This is a genomic window from Actinomadura sp. NPDC047616 (assembly GCF_040642915.1).
Taxonomy (GTDB): Bacteria; Actinomycetota; Actinomycetes; order Streptosporangiales; family Streptosporangiaceae; genus Spirillospora; species Spirillospora miaoliensis.
Genome location: NZ_JBEYTB010000035.1, coordinates 1 through 25,599 on the forward strand (window position 1 = coordinate 1; position 25,599 = coordinate 25,599).

19 protein-coding genes, 2 pseudogenes and 1 riboswitch are annotated in these 25,599 nt (G+C 72.7%); of the genes and pseudogenes, 14 read left to right on the top strand and 7 right to left on the bottom strand.

Features of this window, described 5'->3' with window-relative positions; genetic code table 11:
• Positions 1–129 precede the first annotated feature (129 nt).
• Positions 130–951, bottom strand: a complete 822-nt coding sequence (locus ABZ801_RS41215) for a hypothetical protein (RefSeq protein WP_360709314.1) — start codon at positions 949–951, stop codon at positions 130–132.
• Positions 952–1,195: 244 nt separating this feature from the next.
• Here ABZ801_RS41215 and ABZ801_RS41220 point away from each other — a divergent pair, with 244 nt between their 5' ends.
• Positions 1,196–2,155 (top strand): 4-hydroxy-3-methylbut-2-enyl diphosphate reductase, encoded by a 960-nt coding sequence (locus ABZ801_RS41220; RefSeq protein WP_360709316.1) that lies wholly within the window; start codon positions 1,196–1,198, stop codon positions 2,153–2,155.
• Positions 2,156–2,200: 45 nt separating this feature from the next.
• On the opposite strand, the gene ABZ801_RS41225 is transcribed toward ABZ801_RS41220, so the two are convergent.
• Both ABZ801_RS41225 and ABZ801_RS41230 read right to left on the bottom strand, forming a co-directional pair.
• Positions 2,201–2,773: a DUF6542 domain-containing protein gene (locus ABZ801_RS41225; RefSeq protein WP_360709319.1), complete on the bottom strand. Its 573-nt coding sequence runs from the start codon at positions 2,771–2,773 to the stop codon at positions 2,201–2,203.
• Between the two features lie 56 nt (positions 2,774–2,829).
• A complete protein-coding gene (locus ABZ801_RS41230) occupies positions 2,830–4,209 on the bottom strand; it encodes a DNA recombination protein RmuC (RefSeq protein ID WP_360709321.1) in 1,380 nt (459 codons plus the stop codon).
• A gap of 155 nt (positions 4,210–4,364) precedes the next feature.
• Here ABZ801_RS41230 and ABZ801_RS41235 point away from each other — a divergent pair, with 155 nt between their 5' ends.
• The 10 genes and pseudogenes from ABZ801_RS41235 to ABZ801_RS41280 form a co-directional block, all read left to right on the top strand.
• Positions 4,365–5,372 carry an alpha/beta hydrolase gene (locus ABZ801_RS41235; protein ID WP_360709324.1) on the top strand — a complete coding sequence of 336 codons (1,008 nt, stop codon included), beginning with the start codon at positions 4,365–4,367 and terminating at the stop codon, positions 5,370–5,372.
• A 67-nt stretch (positions 5,373–5,439) separates the two neighbouring features.
• Positions 5,440–6,531 carry a redox-regulated ATPase YchF gene (ychF, locus tag ABZ801_RS41240; protein ID WP_360709327.1) on the top strand — a complete coding sequence of 364 codons (1,092 nt, stop codon included), beginning with the start codon at positions 5,440–5,442 and terminating at the stop codon, positions 6,529–6,531.
• A gap of 543 nt (positions 6,532–7,074) precedes the next feature.
• The gene (locus tag ABZ801_RS41245; protein WP_360709329.1) at positions 7,075–8,106 is read left to right on the top strand and encodes a conjugal transfer protein; all 1,032 of its coding nucleotides are present in this window, start codon (positions 7,075–7,077) and stop codon (positions 8,104–8,106) included.
• An 87-nt stretch (positions 8,107–8,193) separates the two neighbouring features.
• Complete coding sequence (locus ABZ801_RS41250; protein ID WP_344951417.1) at positions 8,194–8,463, top strand: hypothetical protein; 270 nt, start codon at positions 8,194–8,196, stop codon at positions 8,461–8,463.
• Positions 8,464–8,552: 89 nt separating this feature from the next.
• Positions 8,553–11,594, top strand: coding sequence for a TcpE family conjugal transfer membrane protein (locus ABZ801_RS41255; protein WP_360709332.1), 3,042 nt, complete (start codon positions 8,553–8,555; stop codon positions 11,592–11,594).
• Entirely contained in the window at positions 11,591–14,092 is a 2,502-nt protein-coding gene (locus ABZ801_RS41260) for an ATP-binding protein (protein WP_360709334.1), read from the top strand. Before ABZ801_RS41255 ends, ABZ801_RS41260 begins: the two co-directional genes overlap by 4 nt.
• A gap of 389 nt (positions 14,093–14,481) precedes the next feature.
• Positions 14,482–16,869 carry a type IV secretion system protein gene (locus ABZ801_RS41265; protein ID WP_360709337.1) on the top strand — a complete coding sequence of 796 codons (2,388 nt, stop codon included), beginning with the start codon at positions 14,482–14,484 and terminating at the stop codon, positions 16,867–16,869.
• On the top strand, positions 16,870–17,517 hold the full coding sequence (locus ABZ801_RS41270) for a hypothetical protein (protein ID WP_360709340.1): 648 nt from the start codon (positions 16,870–16,872) through the stop codon (positions 17,515–17,517).
• Positions 17,514–18,578, top strand: coding sequence for a bifunctional lytic transglycosylase/C40 family peptidase (locus ABZ801_RS41275; protein WP_344951380.1), 1,065 nt, complete (start codon positions 17,514–17,516; stop codon positions 18,576–18,578). Before ABZ801_RS41270 ends, ABZ801_RS41275 begins: the two co-directional genes overlap by 4 nt.
• A 300-nt stretch (positions 18,579–18,878) precedes the next feature.
• A pseudogene (locus ABZ801_RS41280) lies at positions 18,879–19,052 on the top strand (Tn3 family transposase); the annotation flags it as partial.
• A gap of 186 nt (positions 19,053–19,238) precedes the next feature.
• On the opposite strand, the pseudogene ABZ801_RS41285 reads toward ABZ801_RS41280, so the two are convergent.
• The 3 genes and pseudogenes from ABZ801_RS41285 to ABZ801_RS41295 form a co-directional block, all read right to left on the bottom strand.
• A pseudogene (locus tag ABZ801_RS41285) lies at positions 19,239–19,571 on the bottom strand (DUF1232 domain-containing protein); the annotation flags it as partial.
• A gap of 11 nt (positions 19,572–19,582) precedes the next feature.
• Positions 19,583–20,107, bottom strand: a complete 525-nt coding sequence (locus ABZ801_RS41290) for a MarR family transcriptional regulator (RefSeq protein ID WP_360709343.1) — start codon at positions 20,105–20,107, stop codon at positions 19,583–19,585.
• Positions 20,108–20,164: 57 nt separating this feature from the next.
• A complete protein-coding gene (locus ABZ801_RS41295; RefSeq protein WP_360709346.1) occupies positions 20,165–20,311 on the bottom strand; it encodes a hypothetical protein in 147 nt (48 codons plus the stop codon).
• A gap of 596 nt (positions 20,312–20,907) precedes the next feature.
• On the opposite strand from ABZ801_RS41295, the gene ABZ801_RS41300 reads away from it, so the two are divergent.
• Together ABZ801_RS41300 and ABZ801_RS41305 are read left to right on the top strand one after the other, a co-directional pair.
• Positions 20,908–21,699: a Mut7-C RNAse domain-containing protein gene (locus tag ABZ801_RS41300; protein WP_360709354.1), complete on the top strand. Its 792-nt coding sequence runs from the start codon at positions 20,908–20,910 to the stop codon at positions 21,697–21,699.
• Between the two features lie 29 nt (positions 21,700–21,728).
• On the top strand, positions 21,729–22,112 hold the full coding sequence (locus tag ABZ801_RS41305; RefSeq protein ID WP_344951411.1) for a (deoxy)nucleoside triphosphate pyrophosphohydrolase: 384 nt from the start codon (positions 21,729–21,731) through the stop codon (positions 22,110–22,112).
• 54 nt (positions 22,113–22,166) lie between these two features.
• Here ABZ801_RS41305 and ABZ801_RS41310 read toward each other — a convergent pair whose 3' ends face one another.
• Positions 22,167–23,141: a C40 family peptidase gene (locus ABZ801_RS41310; RefSeq protein ID WP_360709349.1), complete on the bottom strand. Its 975-nt coding sequence runs from the start codon at positions 23,139–23,141 to the stop codon at positions 22,167–22,169.
• A gap of 40 nt (positions 23,142–23,181) precedes the next feature.
• Positions 23,182–23,366, bottom strand: a riboswitch (cyclic di-AMP (ydaO/yuaA leader).
• Between the two features lie 195 nt (positions 23,367–23,561).
• Between ABZ801_RS41310 and typA the strand changes: the two genes are divergently transcribed.
• Complete coding sequence (gene typA / locus ABZ801_RS41315) at positions 23,562–25,415, top strand: translational GTPase TypA (RefSeq protein ID WP_344951367.1); 1,854 nt, start codon at positions 23,562–23,564, stop codon at positions 25,413–25,415.
• Positions 25,416–25,599: the final 184 nt, after the last annotated feature.

The following is a 25,599-nucleotide window of genomic DNA, read 5'->3' on the forward strand; positions in this document are numbered from 1 at the left end:
GCTTCTTCCGGCCCTGCGGCCTCCGGTCCTTCCGGATCTCGAAGTCCATCGCGTCCCCTCAGCAGGGGTGTTGCGACGACCACTAGAAGGGGAGCGCCGTCCCGGGGGCCGTTCCCGTGCCGCCGTCGGTCAGTGGAGGCCGTTGAGCTTGGCGATCCGGCGCTCGTACATGCGCAGGACGTCGGCGCGGGCCGCGTGCTTGCTCTCGTACTCGCGCAGCAGCTTCACCTGGTCGACCGTCAGGCCGCGCAGCCGGGCGCGCAGCTGCGGCAGCGTCGCCTCGTCGTAGTTGGGCACCGGCAGGTCCTCGGCGACCTTCTCGGCCTCGGCCGGCGCCGCGGGCTTCGACTCCGGCCGCGGCTCGAACACCGCCTCGTCCTTCGGCTCGGGAGCGGCCTCGGGTTCCGGCTCACGCTCAGCGCGGGGTACCGGTTCGGGTGCGGGCGCGGGCGCCGGCGTGACCCCGGCCTCGGGTGTCGGCGTCACCTCGGCCTCGGGCTTCGGCTCGGGCTCGGCGGGCGCGGGCTTCGGCTCGGGCTTGGCGGCCGCGGGCTTGCCCACGGAGATCTCGCCGCCCGCGGTGCCGGCCGCCGGCTTCGGCGCCGGCTTCGGCCGCGCCGGCCCGGGCCTGGCGGGCGGCTCGGCGACCCGGCTGCGGGCGGGCGCCGGGGACGGCGCGGACTCGGCCTCGCCGCCGCGCACGCGCTCCACCACCTGGCCGACGACCTTCTCGGCGGTGTGCCGGACGTCCGAGCCCAGCCGGCCCAGCACGGGACGGACCCCGCCGCCCTCGGTCAGCTCCTTGTAGTCCCTGGTCAGCCGGTCGCTCAGCAGCAGCGCCCGGCCCACGCCGAACATGGCCAGACGGACGGCGTGCAGCGGGAGGTCGCGAACCTGCTCGCCGACGGTGTCGCGGACCCGCTCCTTGAGGCGGCGCGGCGATCTCGTCATCGTCATCCACTCCCTGCTGTCGGGATCCTTGGCTTGGTCGGTCGGCTACTGCACCGTTCGTCACCTTTCACTCTGCCGTATCGGTGCGAGACCGGTCACCCCGGGTTAATGGATTTCCGTCCAACAAGCGCGTGGAGTGGGTCACAGCGAGCGGGCTTCACCAGAGCTTTCCGCGCCGGGGCGGCCCGGCGGCATGACGCCGACGGCCGTACGGGAGCAGTGGTGCGGCCCGTACGATAGGGCCATGACCTCCACCAGCCAGCGCAAGGTTCTGCTCGCCAAACCACGCGGTTACTGCGCGGGTGTGGACCGCGCCGTGCAGACGGTCGAGATCGCCCTCGACAAGTACGGGCCGCCCATCTACGTGCGCAAGCAGATCGTCCACAACGTGCACGTCGTCAAGACGCTGGAGGAACGCGGCGCGATCTTCGTGGACGAGACCGAGGAGGTGCCCGAGGGCGCCATCGTGGTCTTCTCCGCCCACGGCGTCGCCCCCGTCGTGCACGACGAGGCGCGCGGCCGCAACCTGCGCACCATCGACGCCACCTGCCCGCTGGTCACCAAGGTCCACAAGGAGGCGGTCCGGTTCGCCAAGGAGGACTACGACATCCTCCTGATCGGGCACGAGGGCCACGAGGAGGTCATCGGCACCACCGGCGAGGCACCCGACCACATCCACCTGGTGGACGGCCCGGGCGACGTCGCCAACGTCAAGGTCCGCGACCCCGAGAAGGTCGCCTGGCTGTCGCAGACCACGCTGTCGGTGGACGAGACCATCGCCACCGTCGACAGGCTGCGCGAGCGGTTCCCCAAGCTCATGGACCCGCCGTCCGACGACATCTGCTACGCCACCCAGAACCGCCAGACCGCCGTCAAGGAGATGTCGGCCCGCGCCGAGCTGGTCATCGTGGTCGGCTCCACGAACTCGTCCAACTCCATGCGGCTGGTGGAGGTCGCCAAGGAGCACGGCGCCGACGACGCCCACCTGGTCGACTACCCCGAGCAGATCGACCCGGCCTGGCTGGAGGGCGTCACCACCGTCGGCGTCACCAGCGGCGCCTCCGTCCCCGAGGAGCTGGTGCAGGGAGTGCTGGCCTGGCTGGCCGAACGCGGCTACGGCGACGTCGAGGAGATCGAGTCCGTCCAGGAGAGCATGCGCTTCGCCCTGCCGCACGAGCTGCGCAAGGACCTGCGCTCCGCCTGACGGTCCGCCGCCCGACGGCCCGCCGGGCTTCGCCGGGGGCGCTGTTCAGTCGACCTCGCCGTGGTGGAGGCGACGACGGTCGTGCGGGGAGTCCGGTGACTCCTCCCACCGGACCGGGTTCTCGTTCTCCTCCTCCTCGAACAGCCGCGTGCGGGCCAGCTTGGCGCGCAGCTCCCGGACGTTGGCCGGCAGCCCGCGCGGCAGCGAGAGCAGCAGCACCAGCAGCGTCCCCAGGAACAGCCAGGGCGCCGTGCCGGCCAGGGCCGTCAGCAGTCCCACCGTCACCCCGCGCAGCAGCGACCCCTGCCCGAGGGTGGTCAGGAACTCGGCCAGAACGGTCACCGCCAGGAACACCAGCGGCGGACTGACCACCAGCGTCAGCAGGTCGGCGGGACGGGTGGTCAGGGCCGCCAGCACGCATCCGGCGACGAACCCGGCGCCCGCCAGCACCTGCCAGTCCAGCCACCGCGACAGCAACGCGCCCACCAGCCCGGCGGCGAAGATCACCACAATGCCGCCGCGCCCGGTCAACGCGACCGGCGAGCCGCCCGAACCGCCCGCACCGCCCGCGCGGGAGCGTGCGGCGGCGCCGCGCCCGCGTCGGCTCCCACGTCGCACAGCCCTCCCCGAGGCAGGCGAGGCGTCCCCCGACGCGTCGCGTACCGTCGATGAACTCATTGCCACCTCTTTCGCCGATCAATCTGATCAGGGATGGCCCGTCCGCCGAAACCTACCGGTTCGGTCGCCTGTCCCGGCCGGGAACGCCCGTCTCCGCCTGGATCACCACCGGCCGCACCGCCGTGCTCGTCGCCGGTGCCGCTTTCGCTGGCGGTGCCGTCGGCGGCGCGGAACTCGGCGGCCGACAGGGCGCGGGGGCTCTCCTGCACCGGTTCGGGACCGTCCAGCGTCGCCTCCACCACCCCCAGCTCGTTCAGGCGCCGCGCGCTGACCAGTACCCGCGTCTCCAGCGAACCCACCGTGCGGTTGTAGGACCTGACGGCGTTCGTCAGCGAGCGGCCCAGCTCGTCCACGTGCTGGCCCATCGTGCCGAGCCGCTCGTACAGCTCCTTGCCGAGTTCGAACACCGCGCGGGCGTTGCGCGACAGGGCCGCCTGCTGCCAGGCGTACGAGGCGGTCCGCAGCATCGTGATGAGGGTGGTCGGCGTGGCGATGTGCACCCGGCGGCGCATCGCGTACTCCAGCAGGCCGGGATCGCGGTCCAGCGCCGGTGCGAGGAACGCCTCGCCCGGGATGAACAGCACGACGAACTCGGGGGCGGGACTGAACGCCTGCCAGTACGACTTGGCGGCGAGCCGGTCCACGTGGTCCCGCAGGTGCCGCGCATGCGCGTCCAAGCGCGCGCGCTCCACGGCGGGGTCGTCCACGGCGGCCGCCTCCAGGTACGCGGCCAGGGACACCTTGGAGTCAACGACGATGTTCTTGCCGCCCACGAGCCGTACCACCATGTCGGGACGCACCGTCCCGTCCACCGTGGACGCGGCGGCCTGCTCGTCGAAGTCGCAGTGGTGCGTCATCCCGGCGAGCTCCACCACACGGCGCAGTTGCAGCTCGCCCCACCGTCCCCGTGCCTCGGGACGTTGCAGCGCCCGCACCAGCGTCCGGGTCTCGTTGCGCAGCTGCTCGGAGCTCTGCCGGACGAAGTCGACCTGTTTGGCCAGCATCGCGTGCGACTCGCGGCGGCCCGTCTCGACCTCGCGCAGCTGCTCCTCCACCTTGGCCAGCGTCTCGCGCAGGGGGGCCACCAGGTGCTCCACCGCCTGCTTGCGGCGTTCCAGCTCGCCCGCGGCCTCCGCCCCCGCCGCCTTCAGCCGCGCGTCGGCCAGCTCCAGGAAGCGTTCGTTGCTGGCGTCGAGCGCACGCGCGGACAGGTTCTCGAAGTGCTCGGCCATCCGCTCCTCGGCGTAGGCCAGCTTCTCCTCGGCGGCCCTGGCCCGGGCGATGAGACCGGCCTGACGGCCGGTGGCGAGCGCGAAACCGACCACCACGCCGAGGGCGGCCCCCAGCAGCAGGCCGGCGAACAGCGCGAGATCCATCCGTTCATCGTGACAGCGCGGCCCGGCGCCGCCGGAGCGACGCGCCGAGACGACGCCGCCCCGGACAAATGACCTCAGCGACTACTTACACGAGTGAAGCGGGCACGGTAGCGTCCGGTGGCGCCGGTGGGGCCGCCACAGAGGAGACCGACAGGATGACGACCAGCACCAGCCCACGGCCGCTACGTCTCGTCGCGGCCACGGCGGCGCAGCGCAGAGTCGCCCGGACGCTGGCGATGGAACCGGGCGGCCCGCCCACCCTGCGCGCCCGCATCGCCAACCAGGTCATCCGCGCCGTGATGAAGACGGCCTGGCAGTGCGCGCCCGACTCCGAGGCGGGCATGACCCGCATACAGCGCGCCACCGACGTCCTCGGACGTCTCCAGGCCGTCCCGCCCGGCGTGTCCACCGCACCGCAGGACTTGGGGGCGTGCACGGCAGAGTGGGTGCGCGCCGGTACGCCCGACGAACGCCGCGTCGTCCTCTACCTGCACGGCGGCGCATACTTCTTCGGCAGCCCCCGCCTGTACCGCCCGTTCAACTGGCGCCTGTCGGCCGCCACGGGACGCCCCGTGCTCGCGCTCGACTACCGGCTGGCGCCCCGCCACACCCCCGCCGACGCCCTGGAGGACGCGCTCACCGCCTACGACTTCCTGCTGCGCCGCGGGTACAGGCCGCAGGACGTCGTCGTCGCGGGCGACTCCGCCGGGGGGCATCTGACCCTCGCGCTACTGCTGGCGCTGAAGAAGCGGGGCACGGCCCTGCCCGCCGCCGCGGTCTGCCTGTCCCCGTGGGTCGACCTGTACTGCGAAGCCGACTCGCACCGTCTCAACCGCCGTACCGACCACCTCCTGCCGGCGGACAAGCTCGCCTGGCTGGGCCGCCTGTACTGCCGCGACAAGGACGACGACGATCCTGTGTTCTCCCCGCGGCGCGGCGACCTGTCGGGCCTGCCGCCGCTGATGTTCATGGCCAGCGGCTCGGAGATCCTGCGCGACGACGCCCGCGACGTGGCCGAACGGGCGCGCGCGGCCGGGGTCCACGTCGTCTACCAGGAATGGGACGGTCTGACGCACGTCTTCCCGGTGTTCGCCGAGTTCGTGCCCGAGGGCAGGGCGGCCTTCCGGCACATCGCCGAGTTCCTGCGGGCCGCGGGCGCCTGAGCCGTTCATCCGCCGGCCGCCCGTCCGGCGTCCGGCCGACGTGCCCGGGCCCATAAACTTGAGGGTCGTGAGCCTTTCCATCGGAATCGTCGGGCTGCCCAACGTCGGCAAGTCCACCCTGTTCAACGCGCTGACCAAGAACGAGGCGCTGGCCGCCAACTACCCGTTCGCGACCATCGAGCCCAACGTCGGCGTGGTCGGGGTGCCCGACCCCCGGCTGACCCGGCTGGCGGAGATGTTCGGCTCGCAGCGGACCGTCCCGGCGACCATGGAGTTCGTGGACATCGCCGGGCTCGTCAAGGGCGCCTCCGAGGGGCAGGGCCTGGGCAACAAGTTCCTGGCCAACATCCGCGAGACCAACGCGATCTGCCAGATCATCCGGGTGTTCGAGGACCCGGACGTCACCCACGTGGACGGCGAGGTGGCGCCCTCCCGCGACATCGAGACGATCAACACCGAGCTCGTCCTGGCCGACCTGCAGACGATCGAGCGGGCCCTGCCGCGCCTGGAGAAGGAGGCGCGCACCAGCAAGGACAAGGACAAGGTCGCGGTCGTCGACGCGGTCACCGCCGCGCAGAAGGTGCTGAACGAGGGCGTCACGCTGTTCGCGGGCGCCGCCGCGGCCGGGATCGACCTGGCGCTGCTGCGCGAGCTGCACCTGCTGACCGCCAAGCCCTTCCTGTACGTGTTCAACCTCGACGAGGAGGAGCTCGGCGACGAGGGCCTGCGCGCCCGGCTGAGCGAGCTGGTCGCCCCGGCCGAGGCGATCTTCCTGGACGCCAAGATCGAGGCCGAGCTGATCGAGCTGCCCGACGACGAGGCGCTGGAGCTGCTGCAGGGCATGGGCCAGGAGGAGTCCGGCCTGTCGCAGCTGGTGCGCATCGGCTTCGACACCCTCGGCCTGCAGACCTACCTGACCGCCGGCCCCAAGGAGGCCCGCGCCTGGACGATCCGCAAGGGCGCCACCGCGCCCGAGGCGGCCGGGGTCATCCACACCGACTTCCAGCGCGGCTTCATCAAGGCCGAGATCGTCTCCTACGACGACCTGGTCGCCGAGGGCTCCATGGTCGCCGCCCGCAACGCCGGGAAGGTCCGCATGGAGGGCAAGGACTACGTCATGCAGGACGGCGACGTGGTCGAGTTCCGCTTCAACGTCTGACGGCCGGACGCACTCCGGCAGTTGCACCGCAACCTGCAGCCCCACCGCCGGTGGACCGCTTCGGCGCTCCGCGGCCGGGAGTGTGGCCCGGCGGGTTGAGCGCCCTTGCCCGCGTGGCGGTGGCCGCCTATCGCCGACCGTGGTGTTTTGTCCGTTTTCATACCACAGTGTCGGTTTTCCGGGAATGGTGTGCCGAAGTATTGCCTGACCTGGTAGATAAGCACCCTGCCGTGCCGGGGCGCTCGTCCCGAAGGGGGTGCGGCGCGCCGTTCGGCGCCATGGATAGGGGATCGTCACCGTTTGGCAATCTTCCCCGTTCCGACTGAGGTGGATTGCATTATCCACAACCGCGTGCCGGGGCTGTGCTTCGTCGCGATGCGCTGGAACAATTGACGCTCGTGGTTACCCTGGGCCCGTAGTGGGGTCCAGAAACCGTGTCGTCCGCCCCTCGGGCGGGCGGGGCCGCACCAGGACAGGACCAGAGCAGGACCAGGCACAGGCAACGACCGCGCCGACCGGGGGCGAGGCGCGAGCGGAGGCAGGATGGCTCGCAGGTCGGCCGTGGGAAACGGCCGTGAGACCGCCGTGGTCGAGGAGGCGGCGCCGGCAGGCGCCGCGCTCGGCCAGGCCGTCGATCCGTGGGACGCGCCGGAGCGCGACGGCCGCCGGAAGCGCTCCGGCGGCGGCTCCGGCCCGCGGGGAGGCCGCTGGGGCGGCTCCGGCGGCCGCTGGTGGGTCTGGGTCGGCCGCGCGGTCCTGTGGGCGCTCATCATCGTCATCGTCGTCAACGGCGTGCGCGCCCCGTTCGAACGCTTCACCGCCGAGGAGACCGGGACGTCCGGCGCGCCCCGTCCCGGAAAGGGCGCCCGGTTCCCCAGCAGCGCGGCGGGCGCTTTCGCGCTGCAGTTCGCCAACGTCTACCTCAACTACGACCAGAAGAACGCGCCGGCCCGCGAGGAGCAGCTGCGCGCGTTCCTCCCCGACGGCTCCGACGGGCAGTTCGGCTGGAACGGCGTCGGGCGGCTGCAGGTCCAGTCGGTCAACGTCGCCGGCGTGGACGCCAAGGACGACCACAACGGCGTCGTCACCGTGCTCGCGCGCAGCCAGGACAAGTGGCTGCGGCTGGCCGTGCCCGTCTACGCCGCCAACGCCTCGTCGCTGGTCGTCTCCGGCCGTCCCGCGCTGCTGCCGCCCCCCGGCAAGGCCGCGCTCCCGCAGCAGGGCGTGCGCGAACGCGACGGCGCGCTGGAGTCCGAGCTGCAGCCCATCCTCGGCACCTTCTTCCCGGCGTACGCGAGCAGCAACCAGGCGACGCTGTCGCGCTTCTCCGACGGCGCCACCATCGGCGGGCTCGCCGACACGGTGACCTTCTACCAGGTCCGCGAGATCATCGCGCCGCGCGGGCCGGCGGGCGAGCGGACGGTCACCGCCACCGTCGCCTGGCAGCTGCCCGGCACCGGTCCCGCCGGCGCCGGCGGCGAGCTGGAGCAGACCTACGAACTCGTAATGATCAAGAAGGGGTCGACCTGGTACGTGCGAGACATCCGCGGCGCCACCCCACCGAGCGGATCATGAGAGGCCACGACGTGAGACCACACCGGGGCCCGACCTCGCGCCGGACCCCCCGACCAGGAGGTTAGTCAGTCGATGCTGCAGCACATCATGGCGTCGATTCCGCTTGACGTCGTCGCGGCGCCGAACGACGAACTGCGGACCGACCAGCTCGCGGACTGGCTACGCCAGATATTCGGCCCGTTGTTCCTCGTCATCGTGGGCATTGTCGCGATCTTTTTCTTGTTCACCCGGGAGATCACCCGTTTTGTGCAATTCATCGTCCTGGCCATCGGAATCGGGGTGGTCTTCTACGTGCCGAACATCATCGAGACCACGGCCAGAGCGATCGCCAAGGCCCTCGGGGTCGACTTGACCTGAGCGGGGGACCGCGGTTACCGAGGGAGGTCGGAACGGCCCCGCGCGGGCCGCAGGCGGCACTGTGCTTGCACAGTTAGGGGAGTTGGGGCGTGGATCTACCCACGTACACGAACATATGGCGCATCGAGAAGCGGCTGTACAAGCTGTACGACCTGCGGCTGCCGATGCCTCTGCCGCTCGTCCAGATCGGCGTGTTCGCCGGCGTGTTCGTGCCGTGGATCGTGTTGCTGAGATTCGTCGGCGTCCCCTTCGCGTCCCCGTGGCACGTGCTCTACATCGTTCCGCCGGGCGTGCTGACCTGGCTGGCCACCCGCCCGGTCATCGAGGGCAAGCGGCTGACCGAGCTGCTGCTGTCGCAGTCGCGCTTCCTGGCCGAGCCGCGCACCTGGTGCCGGCTGACCCCGATCCGCGAACCGCGCGAGGTCGTCGTCGTGGCCCGCGTCTGGCGCCGCGCCGACGCCCCCGCCCCGGCCGCCGCCCCCGAACGCGCCGCCATCAAGTCCCGCCGCAAGTCCCGCCGCGCCCAGCCGGCGGTGGAGGAGGCCCCCGTCCCCGTCCTGGCTCCCAGCCCCGCCGTGGCCTCGGCCCCCCAACCCCTGGCCGAGTACTCCGCCCAACGCCAGGCCGCCGCCAACGGCCCCCGGCCCGCCCTGGCCGCGACACGCCCCACCGAAGACGGCCACGTCCACTCGGGCGAACTCTCCGCCACACCCCACCGCCACACCCCACCGTGGGCGCGCCCAACCTCCGCGGACACGGCCGCACCCCGAGCCCGCACAACCGCCGATAACACAGCCCCACGCACATCGCCGTGGCCCGAAGCGCCCGCCCCCCGTACTCGTGCGACGGGCGCAGACCAGCCACTGCCTCACACCGAAGCCCCCGCCAACGACCCGACGACCCCCTGGGCACAGCCCCCCTCCAACGCAACACCCAACGAGGCCGACACACCTGCCCGGTCTGCCGTTGGGAATGGGCACGTGCCATCGCCGGGGGCGGCCGCCGCCGGTGAGCCTGGGGCCGACGTGCCCGGCAGCGTTCGCGCAGGTGGCGAGGACGGCCCGAGCGTGTCGCCGAGGTCGGAGGCGGTGCCCGGGGCGGACGCCGGCGAAGATCGGCGCGTGGCCGCTGGTGAGGCGTCGGCGCAGGCGCGTGACCGGGGCCATGGTCCTGAGGTGGGCGCCGGTCGCGGTGCCGCGCGGGACGAGAATGCGCCGCGCGAAGAGGACGCGGGGCAGCGGCAGGGCGCTGAGGAGCAGGGCCCGGCGACGACGTCGCGCAGAGCCTACGTGGTCGGCACCGAGAACGATGTGCGCGTCGCCGGCCCGGAGTCGCTGACGACGAGAAAGTACAAGCCGTGGCGTCGCAGGTCTCGTGACATCGCGCACGAGGACGACATGTGGGTGGCGCCCGCCGAACCAGCGGACGCCGAAGACCGGCCCGGCGAGCTCGACCGGCCGCCGGCCACGCCGAGGCTCGAGGCGTCCCCCTCGGAGGAGGCCCCGGCGGCCGGGTCCGGCAAGCGCGCCTTCGCCTCCGGCGTGCGGCGTCCCGGGGGATCGGCGGAGTTCTGGCAGGCGGCGGAGTCCGGCGGGCAGGAGCAGCCGCCCGCGCAGGCGCCGCCGGAGACCCGTCCCGACATCCCGCGGCAGGACGCCCCCGCGCCCGCGGCGACGCGGCCCGACATTCCGCGTGTCACGCCTCCCGCGCCGGTGACGCGGCCGGACATCCCGGTGCGGCCGCCGCAGGGGGACGGCACCGCCGCTCCCAAGGAGACCAGGCCCGACATTCCGATGGTGCCGGGGGCCTTCGGCGGCGGAGGGCGGCCCGAACCGCCCGAACCCCCGGAGCCCCGGGAGCAGCCCCAGCGGCACGCCGAGCAGGACCCGCGGCCGGTCGAGGACGACGAGGGCGTCGAGCGGCCCCCGGCGGAGCAGGCGCCCAAGCCGTTGCGTCCGGCCACCACTGACGCGCGGGTGTGGCCGTCGGTGTCGGCGCCACGGCGTGAGGACGCCGAGCCGGCGCCGCAACCGGCGCCGCGGGCAGAGGAACAGGCAGAGGACCAGGCCGAGGTGCATGCGGAAGTGGAGGCGGACGAGCCGCCTCGCGAGGTGCGGTCGGGGCCCGCGTCGCCCATACGGCCGGGGCCGCCGCCCGCGCCGCCGCGCCCCAGACCGCGGCCGGTGCCGCCTCCGCCGGAGCCGCCCGCGCAGGGGCCCGCCATCACGCCCCCCGACCCCGACCAGCAGCACGCGTCCCCGGGCGGGCTGCGGCGGCTGCTCCAGGCGGTCGGCGGCGGGCACGGCGAGGCCGACGCCGAGTACGAGCAGCGGCTGCAGCAGCCGTTCCAGGGCACCCGGCACATCGTGGTGCTCGGCTGCACCGGCGGCGCCGGGCAGACCGTCACCGCGCTGATGCTCGGCCACACGTTCGCCCAGCACAACGGCGAGCCGGTGGTGGCGATCGACATCAATCCGGGGCCGGGCGCGCTGGCGCGCCGCACCCGCAGCGAGACCAACGAGACGCTCACCGGGCTCATCACCCGCGCCGACCAGGTCACCAGCCTGACCGCGATGCGCCGGTACACCTCGCAGGCCAGGTCCGGGCTGGACGTGATCGCGGCGGGCAAGAACCCGCTGCAGGCGCTGGACGACCGCGACTACGCCCTGGCGATCCGCACGATCGACAAGTTCTACTCGGTGACGCTGCTGGACGCGGCCGCCGCGGTGGTGGCGCGCGTGCTGCCGTACGCCGACCAGCTGGTGCTGGTGGCGCCCGCCAGCGCCGACGCGCCGCGCGCGGTGGCGATGACGTTCGAGTGGCTCGACGGGCACGGCTACTCCGAGCTGCGCTCCCGCGCCGTGACGGTGATCAACGGGGTGAGCCGCCGCAGCATGGACGACGTCGAGCAGGCCGAGTCGGTCGCCCGCGGGCGCTGCCGGGCGCTCGTGCGCATCCCGTGGGACGATCACCTCAGCATGGACCGCGCGCCGCGCAACGAGCTGAGGTCGTTGCGGGCGCCGACGCGGCGTGCCTACCTCGCCCTCGCCGGTGTGGTCGCCGGCGGGTTCACCCTCGTACCCGAGCGTTACCAGGAGCCGCAGCAGCAGGAGCAGGAGGCCACCCGATGAGCAGGGCATCGAAGGCTCGGGCGAGCCGGCTGGCGGTACGGTACTTCGACGACCGGGTGCTGCTCACCGACAGCGCGGCGTGGGCGTACTTCCGGCTGCCGACGGTGTCGTACGAGTTCACCACCGCCGAGGAGCGCGAGGCGCTGGCCACCAACATCACCATCGCGCTGGCCGGGATCCGGATGCAGGACGCCGAGATCCACCTGCGCATCGCGCACCGCACGTACCCGGCGGCGGACTGGGCGCTGGCGCTCGACCGCACGTCCGACGGCGGGTCCGGCTGGCGCGAGTACCTGGAGGAGACCTACGCGCACGTCTGGGCCAAGGACTTCTGGACCAAGGAGGTTTACCTGGGCGTGCGGCTCGGCCCGCGCGGCATGGGCGCGCACCTGTCGGGCGGGGTGCTGGCGCAGCTGCTGGGTTTCTACAAGCGCAGCGAGCAGGCGCTGGGCATCGACGACGACGCGATCGACGGCAAGGAGATCGCCCGCTGGACCGAGCAGGCCGAGCGGATCGGCCGGGCGCTGTCGTCGTCGGCGCTGTACGCCAGGCACGCCACCTCGACGGAGGTGGCGTGGCTGTTCCAGCACGCGGTGACCGCGTCGCTGGCCGACCCGCCGCCGTCGGCGGTGCCGCGCCGCACCTGGGGCAAGGGGGAGATCGAGGCGCTGGTCGAGGGCGCCATCCACAACGGCCGTTCGTACCTGCGGGTGGAGCAGCCCAACGTGGGCGGGGTGGGGTCGGGCGCCACCGCGCAGTCGTACGTGGCGTACCTGTCGTTCGCGCGGTTCCCGGACATGATGCCGTTCCCCGACGGCGAGCCGTGGCTGCACTACGCCGACGCCTTGCCGTTCCCCGTGGAGATCAGCTCGCGGATGAAGCTGATCCCGCCGGCCAAGGCGTCCAAGGACGTCTCCCGCAAGCTGGCGCACGCCCGCGACATGGACCAGCACATCCGGGAGGCGGGCGCCGAGGCGCCGATCGCGCTGGCCGAGCAGATCGACGCGGCGCGGATGCTGGAGCACGGCATCACCAAGGAGCGGCTGCCGTTCGTGTACGGGTGGCACCGGCTGATCGTGTCGGCGCCGACGGAGGAGCTGCTGGCGCAGCGGGTCGACGCGGTCGTCGAGCACTACCGCGACATCGGCATCGACGTGGTGAACTCCACCGGCGACCAGTTCTCGCTGTTCTGCGAGTCGCTGCCGGGCGACCGGATCAGGCTGAACGCCTACGCGCAGCGCCAGCCGCTGCGCACCATCGCGGGCGGCATGCCCACCGCGACCGTCGACCTCGGCGACCGTCCCGACGACAACGGCGAGGGCTGGGTCGGCCCGTACATCGGCGAGACGCTGGGCCGGGCACGGTCCATCGTGCACTTCGACCCGCTGGTCGCCGCGTCCCGAAACCGTCCCACCGCGGTCGCGATCACGGGGGAGCCGGGCGGCGGCAAGACCACGCTGGCGCTGCTGCTGCTCTACCAGATGGCGCTGCGCGGGGTGACGATCGCGGCGATCGACCCGAAGGGCGACGCCGAGTCGCTGGTGCAGCTGCTGCGCGCGCGCGGCCGCAAGGCGCGGATCCTGCCGCTGGGGTCGGCGGCGCCCGGCCTGCTGGACCCGTTCTCGTTCGGCGACGACCTGGCGGCCAAGAAGACCATGGCGACCGAGACGCTGCGGCTGCTGCTGCCGCGCATGTCCGAGGAACGCGAGTCGGCCATGATCCAGGCGGTGGGCGCGGTCGCCAACGCCGAACGGCCCTCGCTCGGCAAGGTCGTCGACTTCCTGGAGCAGGCCGACGACCCGGCGTCCAAGAACCTGGGCGCGGTGCTGCGGTCGATGTCGGAGATGCGGCTCGCGCGGCTGTGCTTCGATCCGTCCGGCGGGGAGCGCATCGACACCGAGGGCTGGACGACGGTGTTCACGCTGAGCGGCCTCACCCTGCCCGACATGGCGATCTCGCGGGACGACTACTCCTACGAGCAGCGTCTGTCGGTGGCGCTGATGTACCTGGTGTCGCAGTTCGCGCGGCGGCTGATGCACGGCCTGGACCGGCGGCTGCCCAAGGCGATCTTCCTGGACGAGGCGTGGGCCATCACCTCCACTCCCGAGGGCGCCAAGCTCGTCCCCGAGGTGTCGCGGATGGGCCGGTCCCGGAACACGGCCCTGATCCTGGTGTCGCAGAACGCCGGAGACCTCTTGAACGAACAGGTGACCAACTGCTTGTCGTCGGTGTTCTCGTTCCGTTCCTCCGAACGGGTGGAGGTCGGGAACGTGATGTCGCTGCTGGGGGTGGAGAACTCCGACGAGCACAAGGCCGTGCTGCGCAACCTGGGCAACGGCGAGTGCATCTTCCGTGACCTGGACGGGCGGGCGGGCCGCATCGGGGTCGACCTGATCTCCGAGGAGCTGCTGCGCTGGCTGGACACCAACCCGACCCGGTCGCGTCCGGAGTCGGAGCTCACCGCGGCGGGGGCGGAGATCGAGGAGGTCGGTCGATGAGGGGTCCCCGGTTGGCGGCCGCGGCACGCCGCGTCCGCGCGATGGCCCGCCCCGCGCGCGCCGCGGCGGGCGGCACCGCCCGCGCTGTCGCACGCGGTGTGCGCGGCAACGGCGTAGCCGCTGCTCGCGATGATGGGCGTGGTATGCCCGGCGAAGGCGTATCCGCCGTTCGGAGTGCCGGGCGCGGTGTGCCCGGTGGCCGTGTGGCCGTCGTTGGCCGGGGTGGGGGACGTGCGGTGGAGCGGGGTGCCGTTCGTCGTGGCGTGCTGAATCGTGTGGCGGGGCGACCGGCGCGGCGGATGGTCGGGCGGCCGGCGCGCGTGCGCGTGCAGCGTTCTCCGGCCGAAGGGCTCGACCCGGCAGGTCTGGGGGCGCGGGGGCGCCGTCGCATGCGTCCGGCGCGGCGCCGGTCGGCGGTGCTGCTGGCGCTGCTGGCGGTGTTCCTGCTCAGCCCGGTGGCCCCCGCCGGCGCGTCGATCCCGCTGCCGAGCCCGGGCGACGCCTGCCGTCCGGCCGACTACCCGCCCCCTGAGCGGTACGGGTCGGGCCTCGACGGAATGATCAAGCCGCCCGGCTACCCCGACCAGAAGCTGCGCGAGACCCCGGTCGACCAGATGACCTCCTACGACCGGTACGGGATGGCCGGCCAGTTCTGGTACGCGGTCGACATGGGCTGCTCCGACGCGATGGCCATGATGGGCAACGCGCTGGCCAACACCACGTTCACGCTGGTGCGCGTCATCGACCGCACCACGATCACCGTGTACCAGGCCGCCGCGTCCGACTCGCTGCTGGGCTGGCTGAAGAACACCGTCGACGGCGTCATCAGCGACATCGGCACGACCTTCAACGCCCGCTACTGGTCCTGGGTGGTGATCCTGGGCGCGATGTGGCTGGCCTGGTGGGGGCTGGTCCGCAAGCGCGCCAGCAAGGTCACCGAGGGCGTGATCTGGATGGTCGCGGCCATGGTGGCGCTGATCTGGCTGATCGCCCGGCCGGCGGACTTCACCACGCTCGGCACCAAGGTGTCGGAGGCGACCAGTGCCGCGTTCAACGCGGCGCTGCCGCAGAGCGACACCCGCGGCGGCACCTGCATCCCGCGGCCGGACGGCAAGCCGGACCCGGCGACCTCGGCGAACGTGGACGCCACCACCCGCAACGCCAACGGGCTGTGGGTCGCGCTGGTGTGCAAGCCGTGGCTGATGGGCGAGTTCGGCACGACCGACCCCAACGCCAAGATCGTCAAGGACAACGCCGACAAGCTGCTGTGGGCGCAGGCGGTCGACATGCCCGAAACCTACGGCGGGCAGCGGATCGACCTGGCCAAGAAGAACGACAGCTACAAGGACGTGGCCAAGAACATCAAGGAGGAGCACGCCGACGTCTACCCGCTGTTCCAGGGCAAGAACTGGGAGAGCCGGCTCGCGGTGGCGTTCGGCGGGCTGTTCGCCGCGCTGGTGGCGGGGCTGCTCATCCTGGTCATCGCGATCGCGTTGATCGTGGTGAAGATCGCGTTCCTGCTGCTGCTGGTGGCCGGGCCGATCTTCCTGGGCATCGGCATCCATCCGGGCATCGGCCGGGTGATCGCGGTGCGCTGGCTGGAACTGCTGCTGTCGATGCTGCTCAAGCAGGCCGCGCTGATCGGCGTGCTGTCGCTGCTGCTGTGGGCGTACGGGCTGATCCTCGGCGAGACGCTCCCGTGGGGCCTGCAGATCCTGCTCATCGCGCTGGTCACGTTCGCGGCGTTCGTCTACCGAAAGCCGTTCCAGCACCTGTTCTCCGCGGTCGGCTACTCGGCCGTGGGGGCGCGGGAGAAGAGCGAGGCGCAGCTCGACAAGTCGGTGATGGAGGCGCGCAAGAGCACCACGTCGGTGGCGACCGCGGTGGTGCCGGGCGCGGCCGGGTACCGGCTGGGCCGCCTCGGCAAGAACGAGGCCGGGGCCGACGCGGCGGGGCTGTCGGACGCGTCCGTCGGCACCGGCGCGGCGACCGAACGGCGCGGCGCGGCCGGCGCGGCGGCGGGGGCCGGAGAGGGCTCCTCCCCGGACGCGGCGCCGGTGCTGGCGGCCAAGCCGCGCAACGCGGCGGCGACCGGACGGACACGGCGCGGCGCCCCGCCGCTCAACCTGCCGACGCGCGGCGGGCTGTCCGACCGCGCGGTCACGGCGCGGGCCGCCGGCGGTGAAGGCTCCGGCGGTGGCGGTGGCGGTGGCGCGTCGTCGGGCGCGGGGACCGGCACTGGACGTCCCACCTCGTGGGCGGGCCGGGGCGGGGCCGTCGCGGCCGGTGACGGGGCGTCCTCGGGCGGTACGGCTTCGTCCGGCGGTGGCGGGTCGTCCGGTGGCGGCTGGTTCGCCGGTGGCGGCCGTTCCAGCGGCGGAGCCTCGGGCGGCGGACGTTCGTCCGGGGGAGCGTCGGGCGGTGGCAGCCGCGTCCGGGCGGGTGGCGGCTCGGGCTCCGGTGGTTCCGGTTCGGGCGGTTCCGGTTCGGGCGGCGGGTCGGGCGTCTCGCGTCGGCCGCGTGACGCCGCGGCCGGTGTGCCCAGGCCGCGTTCGGGCTCGTCCGGCGGCGGCGCCTCGTCGGGCGGCGGCTCCGGCCGTTCCGGAGGCGGCTCCGGCGGCTCCGGCGGCTCGGGTTCCGGCGGGTCCGGCAACGGGTCGGGAGGCGGCGGCAGGCCGCAGCCTCCGCCGCTGTGGGGACGCCGCGGCGGTGAGGAGGGCCCGCCCATGCCGTTCTGGCTTCGTCCGGTGGAACGCGAGCGGCAGCGGGACGAGTAGATGAACCTGTCCGACCGTCAGCGCAGGTTTCTGTTCGCGGGTCTGGTGGTGCTTCTGGCCGCGATCGGGGTGTACCTGACGGTGGCCGCGCCCGACGACGAGGGGAAGAAGGGGTCGGGCGGCCGGTCGTCGGTGGCCCTGCCGGGCCCGACCGGCCCGACGGGGCCCGCGTCCCCGCCGCCCGGGATCTCCTCGGCGGTGACGCCGGGAACCTTCGACATCTACCGGCTGCTGCCGTTCTCCCAGCGGGAGTTCGCCACGGCCGCCGACGTGGCACAGCGGTTCGTCGCCGCGCACGGGACGTACCGGTACGACGACGGCCCGCAGACGCACGCCGGGCGGCTGTCCGGGCTGGTCACCAACGACCTGCTGACCGAGCTGGTGCGCGGCGAGAGCTCCCCCGGGCAACTGGAGGAGCGGCGCCGCCACCAGGAGACCGCCGAGTGCACCGCCACGCTCGACCGGATCCGCGACATCGAAGACAACTCGATCATTTTCCTGGTGACCGGCAAGCAACGGATCACCCGCGGGGGGCAGACGAGCGACAACAGCCGGCAGTGGGCGGTGACCGTGGCGCGCGACGGGGCGTCGCTGCGCGTCTACGCGGTCGCGCCCGCCGACGAGGGACAGGCGGGTGACACCGGATGAACCGTCGTACCGTTCTGCTGGCCACGGCGTTCGGCGCGGTCGGCATGCTCTTCCTGACGTTGATGGTCGTCCCGGTGCTGTTCGGGTCGACCCAGTTCCTGTTCGGCGGGGGCGGCGCGGGCGGTGCGGGCTGCGTCGACACCTCCCGGGCCGGCGCCCAGCCCGCCGAGGCGTCCGACGCCCGCTCCATTCCCGCGGACTACCTGGCGCTCTACAAGAAGGCGGGCGAGGACTACGGCATCCCGTGGAACGTCCTGGCGGGGGTCGGGAAGGTCGAGACCAACCACGGCACGTCCCGGCTGCCGGGCGTGTCCAGCGGGGAGAACTACGCGGGCGCGGGCGGCCCCATGCAGTTCCTGGCCGCCACGTTCCGCGCGTTCGGCGTCGACGGCAACGGCGACAAGAAGAAGGACCGCTACGATCCCGCCGACGCCATCCCGTCCGCGGCCCGCTACCTCAAGCACAACGGCGCCCCGCAGCGCATGCGCACCGCCATCTTCATGTACAACCACTCCTGGGACTACGTGAACCTGGTCCTGAGCTGGGCGGAGCGTTACGCGGACGGCGACTTCAAGGTCGTGCAGTCCAACGGCGTGGAGTGCCAGGACAACCAGCTGCCCCCCGGTGTCGACGGCCTGGTGCAGCGCATCATCGCCTTCGCGATGGCGCAGCGCGGCAAGCGGTACATCTTCGGCGCCAACGGTCCCGACGCGTGGGACTGCTCCAGCCTGCTGCAGGGCGCCTACCGCTCGGTCGGCCTGCGGATCCCGCGCACCACGTTCGAGCAGTGGCCGTTCGGCGTGAAGATCCCCAAGGGCAAGGAGCAGCCCGGCGACCTGGTGTTCTTCAACTCCGGCCCGGGCACCAGCGCGAACAACCCCGGCCACGTCGGCATGGTCATCGGCAACGGCAAGATGATCGTGGCGAGCTGCTCGACCTGCGTCCCCAACATCGGCGTCAAGCCGTACAAGCGCGGCGACTGGGTCGGCACCACCCGCCCCCTGGCCACCGACAACCTGAAGAAGCAGCTCGCCCAGCTGGGCAGCAACCCCGCCGGCTGACCAAGCCCGCCGGCTGACCAAGCCCGCCGACCGACCCGAGTGGGCCGACCGGGTTGGCCGGCCGCGCCGACCGGCCGCGCCGAGTGCCCTTGCCAACTGCTCGCGCCGGCCGACCGGATTGCTGGTCGCGTCTGCTGGCCGTGCCCGTTGATCGGGTCGGCTGCTCGCGTCGGCCGACCGGTTGGTGGGTCGTGCCTTTTGACCGCCGAGTGGCCACTGACTGATCGTTCGGGCTGATCCCGTCGGCTTGCTGCGCCGGGTGGCGCCCCATGGCACGGTGGGCGCCTACGGCTGATCCGGATGCTGTCGTGCGAGGGCCGCCCCACCGGCCTGGGCGATGCCTTCGCCCACTACAGCCGCATTTTCCAGACCCTGCACATGCTGCAGTTCCTGGCCGACGCCGGCTACCGCCGCATGATCGGCACCCAGCTCAACGTCCAGGAGGGCAGGCACAGGCTGGCCCGCCGGATCGCGTTGGGCGACCGCTTGTCGGGTGATCGCGTCGGAGTGGTCTGGGCGGTGTCAGGAGGGTGGGGGCTGGTCGGAGTGCGATTCCGGGCGGCGCGCGTTCTCCGAAGGCGGCGGCTCGGTGGACGTGGCCTGTGCCGGGCGGCCCAGGAGGCGTTCCAGAAGGTGAGTCTCGCCTGGCCAGGCGGCCAGAATGACCTCACGGGGGATCTGGCGTGCGGCGTAGCGCAGGGCCAGGGCCACCACGACGATGTCGTCGAGCGGGCCGATGACCGGCAGGAACTCGGGGATCAGGTCGATGGGGCTGGCCACCCACAGGGCGGCGAACACTACGGCGGCCTTGGCGCGGCGCGGGACGCGGGGGTCGCGGCGCAGACGGCGGGCCGCGGTGACGCAGTCGGGCAGGAACGCGACCAGGTCGCGGAGCAGGCCGGGCGGCAGGCGGCGGGCCAGCAGGATGAGCACGCCCCACGAGGCGGCGACGACCGCCGCGGTGATCGCGAGTCCGATGAGCCACCCGCGCATCGACTTTCCTCTCAGCGGTACCGGCGGCGGCCGACGACGGCGGTGATCTCGCGGAGGGCGTCGGCGGCGTGGTGGAGGGCCTCCTCCGGCACGCCCGCCATGGCCTCCCCGTGGGAGCGGATCACGGCGTTGAGGGCGGTCTCGGCGACGTCCAGGCCCTCGGGGGTGAGCTGCACCCAGCGGCTGCGCGCGTCACCGGGGTCGGGTTCGCGTTCCACATAGCCGGCCTTGGTGAGGCGTTGCAGCACGTTGCTGGTTCCGCCGGAGGTGAGGTACAGGGAGCGGGCCAGTTCACTGGGGCGGAGCCGGTACGGCTCGCCCACGCGGCGCAGGGCCGCCAGCACGTCGAACTCGGCGTAGGTGAGACCGATCTCGACCAGCTCGGCGCGCGCGGCGTGCTCGAACATCTGGTTCAGGCGCGCCACCCGCTTGCTGAGCATGGTCAGCGTGATCACCGACGGGGGCAGGCCGTCGCGCTGCCAGGCGGCGGCCATGGCGTCCACCTCGTCGCGCACACGAACGTCGGCACCTCCCACGAGTCGAGGATATCCGTCGGCATATTCCTTTCTGAAAAGCTTCTTCTTAAGCTTTCTTCATTCCAGTTCACGCCCGAGCGCATCGACGCCAACGTTGCGGCGTTGCGCGCGTCCGGCATCCGTGCGGTGTTCGGCTACTGCTACGGCGGCGACGACGGCTTCGACGGGCTGGCCGCCGAGGGCCGCCGCGTCCGCACCGAGCACTTCGACGACGCGGCCCCGGCCTGCTCACCATGGCGATCGCCGCGCTGGGGCCGGATTCCGCCGGTGCCGAAAGGGCGCTGCACGAGTGGCGGCTGGCCCGCGACCTCGACCTGCCCGTCACCGTGCACATGGGCGGCCACGACACGGAGACCGCCGCGCGCGGGCCGGCGTTCCTGCAGGAGAACGCCCTGCTGGACTACCCCGCGATGCACGTGCACGGCACCTACTACACCGACGAGCACTTCAAGGTCATCGCCGGCGGCGGCGGGACGGTCTCGGTGGCGCCGACGAGCGAGGCGGCGCTCGGCATGGGCTACCCGCCGACCGGGCGGGCCCGCGCCGCCGGAGGCCCCACCTCCCTCAGCGCCGACACGGTCACCAGCGGCCCGGGCGACATGTTCAGCCGCGTCGACACGGTGATCGTCGGGGGACGGGTGGTGAAGCGGGACGGGCGCCTGCTGCACCACGACGTCGCCGGCCTGCTGGAATCGCTCGCCGCCTCGGCCCGTCACGTGATCGCCGACGATTATTCAGGTGGGGTCGGCGGGTTCGCGTGGCATGCTGGCCGCGTGGAGCCAGAGACACCCGAGATCCGGATGCGCGTCGACCCCGAGCTGCTGCTGTTCCTGCCCGCCGCGCGCAGGCGGGAGGAACAGCCGGTGGCCTGCGACGGGACCTCGACGCTGGGGCACATCGTGGAGGCCCTCGGCGTTCCGCTGCCCGAGGTCGGCGCGCTGACGGCCGACGGCGCGCGGGTCGAACCGTCGCACCAGCCGTCGCCGGGCGAGCGGGTGGAGGTGGCGTCGGTGCCGCGTCCCCAGCCGGTGCCGCTGGAGCCCGGCCAGGACGCGCCGCGGTTCCTGCTGGACGTGCACCTGGGCACCCTGGCGCGGCGGATGCGGCTGCTCGGCCTGGACACCGCCTACCACAACGACATGGACGACCCGGCCCTGGTCGTGCAGGCCAACGAGGAGCGGCGGGTGCTGCTGACCCAGGACCGCGGCCTGCTGCGCCGCCGGGCCCTGTGGTTCGGCGCGTACGTGCGCGGCGCCCGCCCCGACGACCAGCTGCGCGACCTGCTCGACCGGTTCGCGCCGGCGCTGTCGCCGTGGACGCGCTGCACCGCCTGCAACGGGCGGCTGGTCCCGGTTGGCAAAGAAGAGGTCGCGCGCGAGCTGGCGGACGGGACGCGGCGCAGTTACGACGTGTACGGTCGGTGCACCGAGTGCGGCCAGGTCTACTGGCGCGGGGCGCACGGCGGGCACCTGGAGAAGATCGTCCGGGAGGCCGCGCGCACGGTCGCGGCGGCCCGCGCCGCTGGCCCGGCCTCCTCGCCCGGCGCGCCGGGACCGGGGACGGGCGGCGCCGTCGACAGCGCCGCGTCCTGAGAGAGGGGCTGGTCACGATCAACGTGGTGGTGGGCGCGGCGATCATCGCCGCCGGACGGCTGCTGGCCGCCCAGCGCGGCGAGCCCCCGGAGCTGGCCGGGGGCTGGGAGTTTCCCGGCGGCAAGGTCGACCCGGGCGAGTCGGACCGGGACGCCCTGGTCCGCGAGTGCCACGAGGAGCTGGGCGTCAAGATCGCGCTCGGTGACCGGATCGGCGGCGACTGGCCGCTCGCGCTCGGCGCGGGAAGCGTCCTGCGGGTGTGGACGGCGGAGCTGGTCGAGGGCCGGCCGCAGCCGCTGGAGCACCTGGCGCTGCGCTGGCTGGCCCCCGACGAGCTGTACGACGTGGCGTGGCTGCCCGGCGACCTGCCGATCGTCGAGGCGATCCGCCCCTACCTGAACGGCTCGGCCTGAACCCGCCCCGGGCCGACCGGACGGCCTGACCGGCCCGGCGCGGTCCGGGCGGGGTCAGGAGATGCGGTTGGCGCCCGCGTAGTCGGAGCGGTCCGACAGCTTGGAGATCTTGACGACGTCGCCCGTCTGCGGGGCGTGCAGGTACTTGCCGTCGCTCAGGTAGATCCCCATGTGGTGCAGGTCGCCGCCGAAGTAGACCAGGTCGCCCGAGCGCAGTTCGCTGCGGTCGACCTTGCGTCCCAGCTCGTAGAGCGCGCCGGTGTAGTGCGGCAGGCCCTTCTTGCCGACCTGCGCGTACGCCCACACCACCAGGCCCGAGCAGTCGAAGCTCTTCGGGCCGGCCGCGGCCCACACGTACGGGCTGCCGAGCTTGGAGTAGGCCTTGCGCGCCATCTTCGCGGGCAGTCCGGAGCCCTTGATGGTGGCGGACAGGCCCGTCCGGGGGTCCTTGGCCTTGGTCGTGGTGAGCTTGTCGAGCTGCTTCTCGACCTCCTCGACCTTGGCCTTGGCGGCGTTGCGGGCGGTCTCCACCTGCGCGGCGGCGCGCTGCACCTGCGCCGTCCTGGCGACGGCCTCGCGCTGCGCCAGGTTGGCCCGGTTGATCTGCGTCTGCAGGCGTCCGAGCGTGGCGGTCTGGTTCTGCACCAGGTACGCCGACGCGGACAGGGTCTTGGCGTCGCCGGTCGAGAAGAACAGCGCGTCCGGACCGCCGCTGATGTAGTTGGCGGCGGCGAGTTTGCCGAGCTCAGCGCGGGCGGGGGCGGCCTGGTCCTGCAGAGCGGCGGCGGCCCGGGCGGCGTCGCGTTCGGCGCGCCGGGCCTTGTCCAGCTCGACGCGCGTCTTGTTGTACCGCTCGGTGAGCCGCTCGGCCTCGGTGTTCAGCGCGTCCAGCCGCTCACGCAGCTCGCTCTCGCTGGGACGGCCGGGATCGGCCAGGCGCGGCGCGGCGACCGGGGCGGTCGCGGCGGCGGGCGCGACGGCCCAGCCCAGGGCGACCGAGGCCGCGGCGGCCGCTGTGATGGTGGACACGGCGACACGCCGTGAACGGTGACCGGGGGGCAAGGGCGTGCACTCCTCTCCTCGTCCGCCTACCGGGTTAGCTGACGGGTTCGGGCGGGGAGTTCGCCCTACGACATGAGCGCGCGTCACTGCTGACGGTGCGACCTGCGTCGATTCACCCCGAGTCCCGGGGGCGGCGGCGCCCCGGGATGTGGTTCCCCGGCTCCCCGTGGGGGGATTCGGCGGTCCGGCCGCAGCCCGCGCAGTGGTCCGGCGGGCTCGGGACGGCCGGGTCCGGAGAGAGTACAAAGAAACCGTAAATCACGGCAACCGGGGCATATGGGACGAATTCAGCGGGCGGTTCGCTGGGGCGGTACGGACCGGCAAGTAGAATCGGGACGGCCGCGGCTCCGCGGCGACTCCCTGATCCTCCACCAGAGCGAGAATCGCATGCCCATCTCCACCCGCGACGACCTTCGGAACGTCGCGATCGTCGCCCACGTCGACCACGGCAAGACGACGCTGGTCGACGCCATGCTGTGGCAGTCCGGGGCGTTCCGCGCGAACCAGGACGTCAACGAGCGCGTGATGGACTCCGACGCCCTGGAACGGGAGAAGGGCATCACGATCCTGGCCAAGAACACCGCCGTCCGGCACGGCGGGCTCACCATCAACATCATCGACACGCCCGGCCACGCCGACTTCGGCGGCGAGGTCGAGCGCGGCCTGTCCATGGTCGACGGGGTGGTGCTGCTGGTCGACGCCAGCGAGGGCCCGCTGCCGCAGACCCGGTTCGTGCTGCGCAAGGCCCTGGAGGCCCGGCTGCCGGTCATCCTGGTGATCAACAAGACCGACCGGCCGGACGCCCGGATCTCCGAGGTCGTCGACGAGACCTACGAGCTGTTCATGGACCTCGGCGCCGACGACGACCAGATCGAGTTCCCGATCGTCTACGCCTCCGGCCGCGCGGGCCGGGCGTCCCTGGAGGCCCCCGGCAACGGCGAGCTGCCCGGCTCGCCCGACCTGGAGCCGCTCTTCCAGGTGATCAAGGACACCGTCCCGGCGCCGTCCTACGACCCCGACACCCCGCTGCAGGCGCACGTCACCAACCTGGACGCCTCCAGCTACCTCGGCCGCATCGCGCTGTGCCGGGTGCACGCCGGCACCATCAAGAAGGGCCAGCAGGTCGCCTGGTGCCGTCGCGACGGCAGCGTCGAGCGGGTGCGCATCAGCGAGCTGCTGATGACCGAGGCGCTGGAGCGCAAACCCGCCGACGAGGCCGGGCCCGGCGACATCATCGCCATCGCCGGCATTCCCGACATCATGATCGGTGAGACCATCGCCGACCCGGACGACCCGCGTCCGATGCCGCTGATCACCGTGGACGAGCCCGCGATCTCCATGACGATCGGCACCAACACCGGACCGCTGGCCGGCCGGGAGAAGGGCACCAAGGTCACCGCCCGGCTCGTCAAGGACCGCCTGGACCGCGAGCTGGTCGGCAACGTGTCCATCCGGGTGCTGCCCACCGACCGTCCCGACGCCTGGGAGGTGCAGGGCCGCGGCGAGCTGGCCCTGGCCATCCTGGTGGAGAACATGCGGCGCGAGGGCTACGAGCTGACCGTCGGCAAGCCCCAGGTCGTCGCCAAAGAGATCGACGGCAAGAAGCACGAGCCCGTCGAGCGGCTCACCATCGACATCCCCGAGGAGCACCTGGGCGCCGTCACCCAGCTGCTGGCCGTCCGCAAGGGCCGCATGGAGCAGATGACCAACCACGGCACCGGCTGGATCCGGCTGGAGTTCCTGGTCCCGGCGCGCGGCCTGATCGGTTTCCGCACCGAGTTCCTCACCGAGACGCGCGGCACCGGCATGGCCCACCACGTCTTCGAGGGCTACGAGCCGTGGTTCGGCGAGCTGCGCACCCGCCCCACCGGCTCGCTGGTCGCCGACCGCACCGGCGCCGCCACCGCCTACGCCCTCATCAACCTGCAGGAACGCGGCACCTTCTTCGTCGGCCCGGGCACCGAGGTCTACGAGGGCATGATCGTCGGCGAGAACTCCCGCGCCGACGACATGGACGTCAACATCTGCAAGGAGAAGCAGAAGACCAACATCCGCTCGTCCACCGCCGAGACGACGGAGACGCTGACGCCCCCGCGTCCGCTGAGCCTGGAACAGGCCCTGGAGTTCATCCGCGAGGACGAGTGCGTCGAGGTCACCCCGTCCGCCGTGCGCCTGCGCAAGGTCGTCCTGGACGCCAAGGAACGCGAACGCATCCGCGCCCGCACCAAGCGCTCCAACTGACCGCGGCTACGACAACACGCTGATGATCAGCCCTGCGAGGACGTAGGGCAGACTCCCGCGGCGATCCCGCGAAGACCGCCAAAGTACCGGCACGCCTTCGCGGATGAAGAACGCCGACGTGTCGGTGGCGATGGTGGCCGACAAGGTGCGGCACGTGCGCGGCACCTGCGCCGACGTGCTGTGC

What these genes read in the sequence shown, in the direction of transcription:
- ABZ801_RS41215 (WP_360709314.1), bottom strand. Translation starts at nt 951, where the DNA reads ATGACGAGATCGCCGCGCCGCCTCAAGGAGCGGGTCCGCGACACCGTC.
- ABZ801_RS41220 (WP_360709316.1), top strand. Translation starts at nt 1,196, where the DNA reads ATGACCTCCACCAGCCAGCGCAAGGTTCTGCTCGCCAAACCACGCGGT.
- ABZ801_RS41230 (WP_360709321.1), bottom strand. Translation starts at nt 4,209, where the DNA reads ATGGATCTCGCGCTGTTCGCCGGCCTGCTGCTGGGGGCCGCCCTCGGC.
- ABZ801_RS41235 (WP_360709324.1), top strand. Translation starts at nt 4,365, where the DNA reads ATGACGACCAGCACCAGCCCACGGCCGCTACGTCTCGTCGCGGCCACG.
- ABZ801_RS41245 (WP_360709329.1), top strand. Translation starts at nt 7,075, where the DNA reads ATGGCTCGCAGGTCGGCCGTGGGAAACGGCCGTGAGACCGCCGTGGTC.
- ABZ801_RS41250 (WP_344951417.1), top strand. Translation starts at nt 8,194, where the DNA reads ATGGCGTCGATTCCGCTTGACGTCGTCGCGGCGCCGAACGACGAACTG.
- ABZ801_RS41260 (WP_360709334.1), top strand. Translation starts at nt 11,591, where the DNA reads ATGAGCAGGGCATCGAAGGCTCGGGCGAGCCGGCTGGCGGTACGGTAC.
- ABZ801_RS41265 (WP_360709337.1), top strand. Translation starts at nt 14,482, where the DNA reads ATGCGTCCGGCGCGGCGCCGGTCGGCGGTGCTGCTGGCGCTGCTGGCG.
- ABZ801_RS41270 (WP_360709340.1), top strand. Translation starts at nt 16,870, where the DNA reads ATGAACCTGTCCGACCGTCAGCGCAGGTTTCTGTTCGCGGGTCTGGTG.
- ABZ801_RS41275 (WP_344951380.1), top strand. Translation starts at nt 17,514, where the DNA reads ATGAACCGTCGTACCGTTCTGCTGGCCACGGCGTTCGGCGCGGTCGGC.
- ABZ801_RS41300 (WP_360709354.1), top strand. Translation starts at nt 20,908, where the DNA reads ATGCGCGTCGACCCCGAGCTGCTGCTGTTCCTGCCCGCCGCGCGCAGG.
- typA (WP_344951367.1), top strand. Translation starts at nt 23,562, where the DNA reads ATGCCCATCTCCACCCGCGACGACCTTCGGAACGTCGCGATCGTCGCC.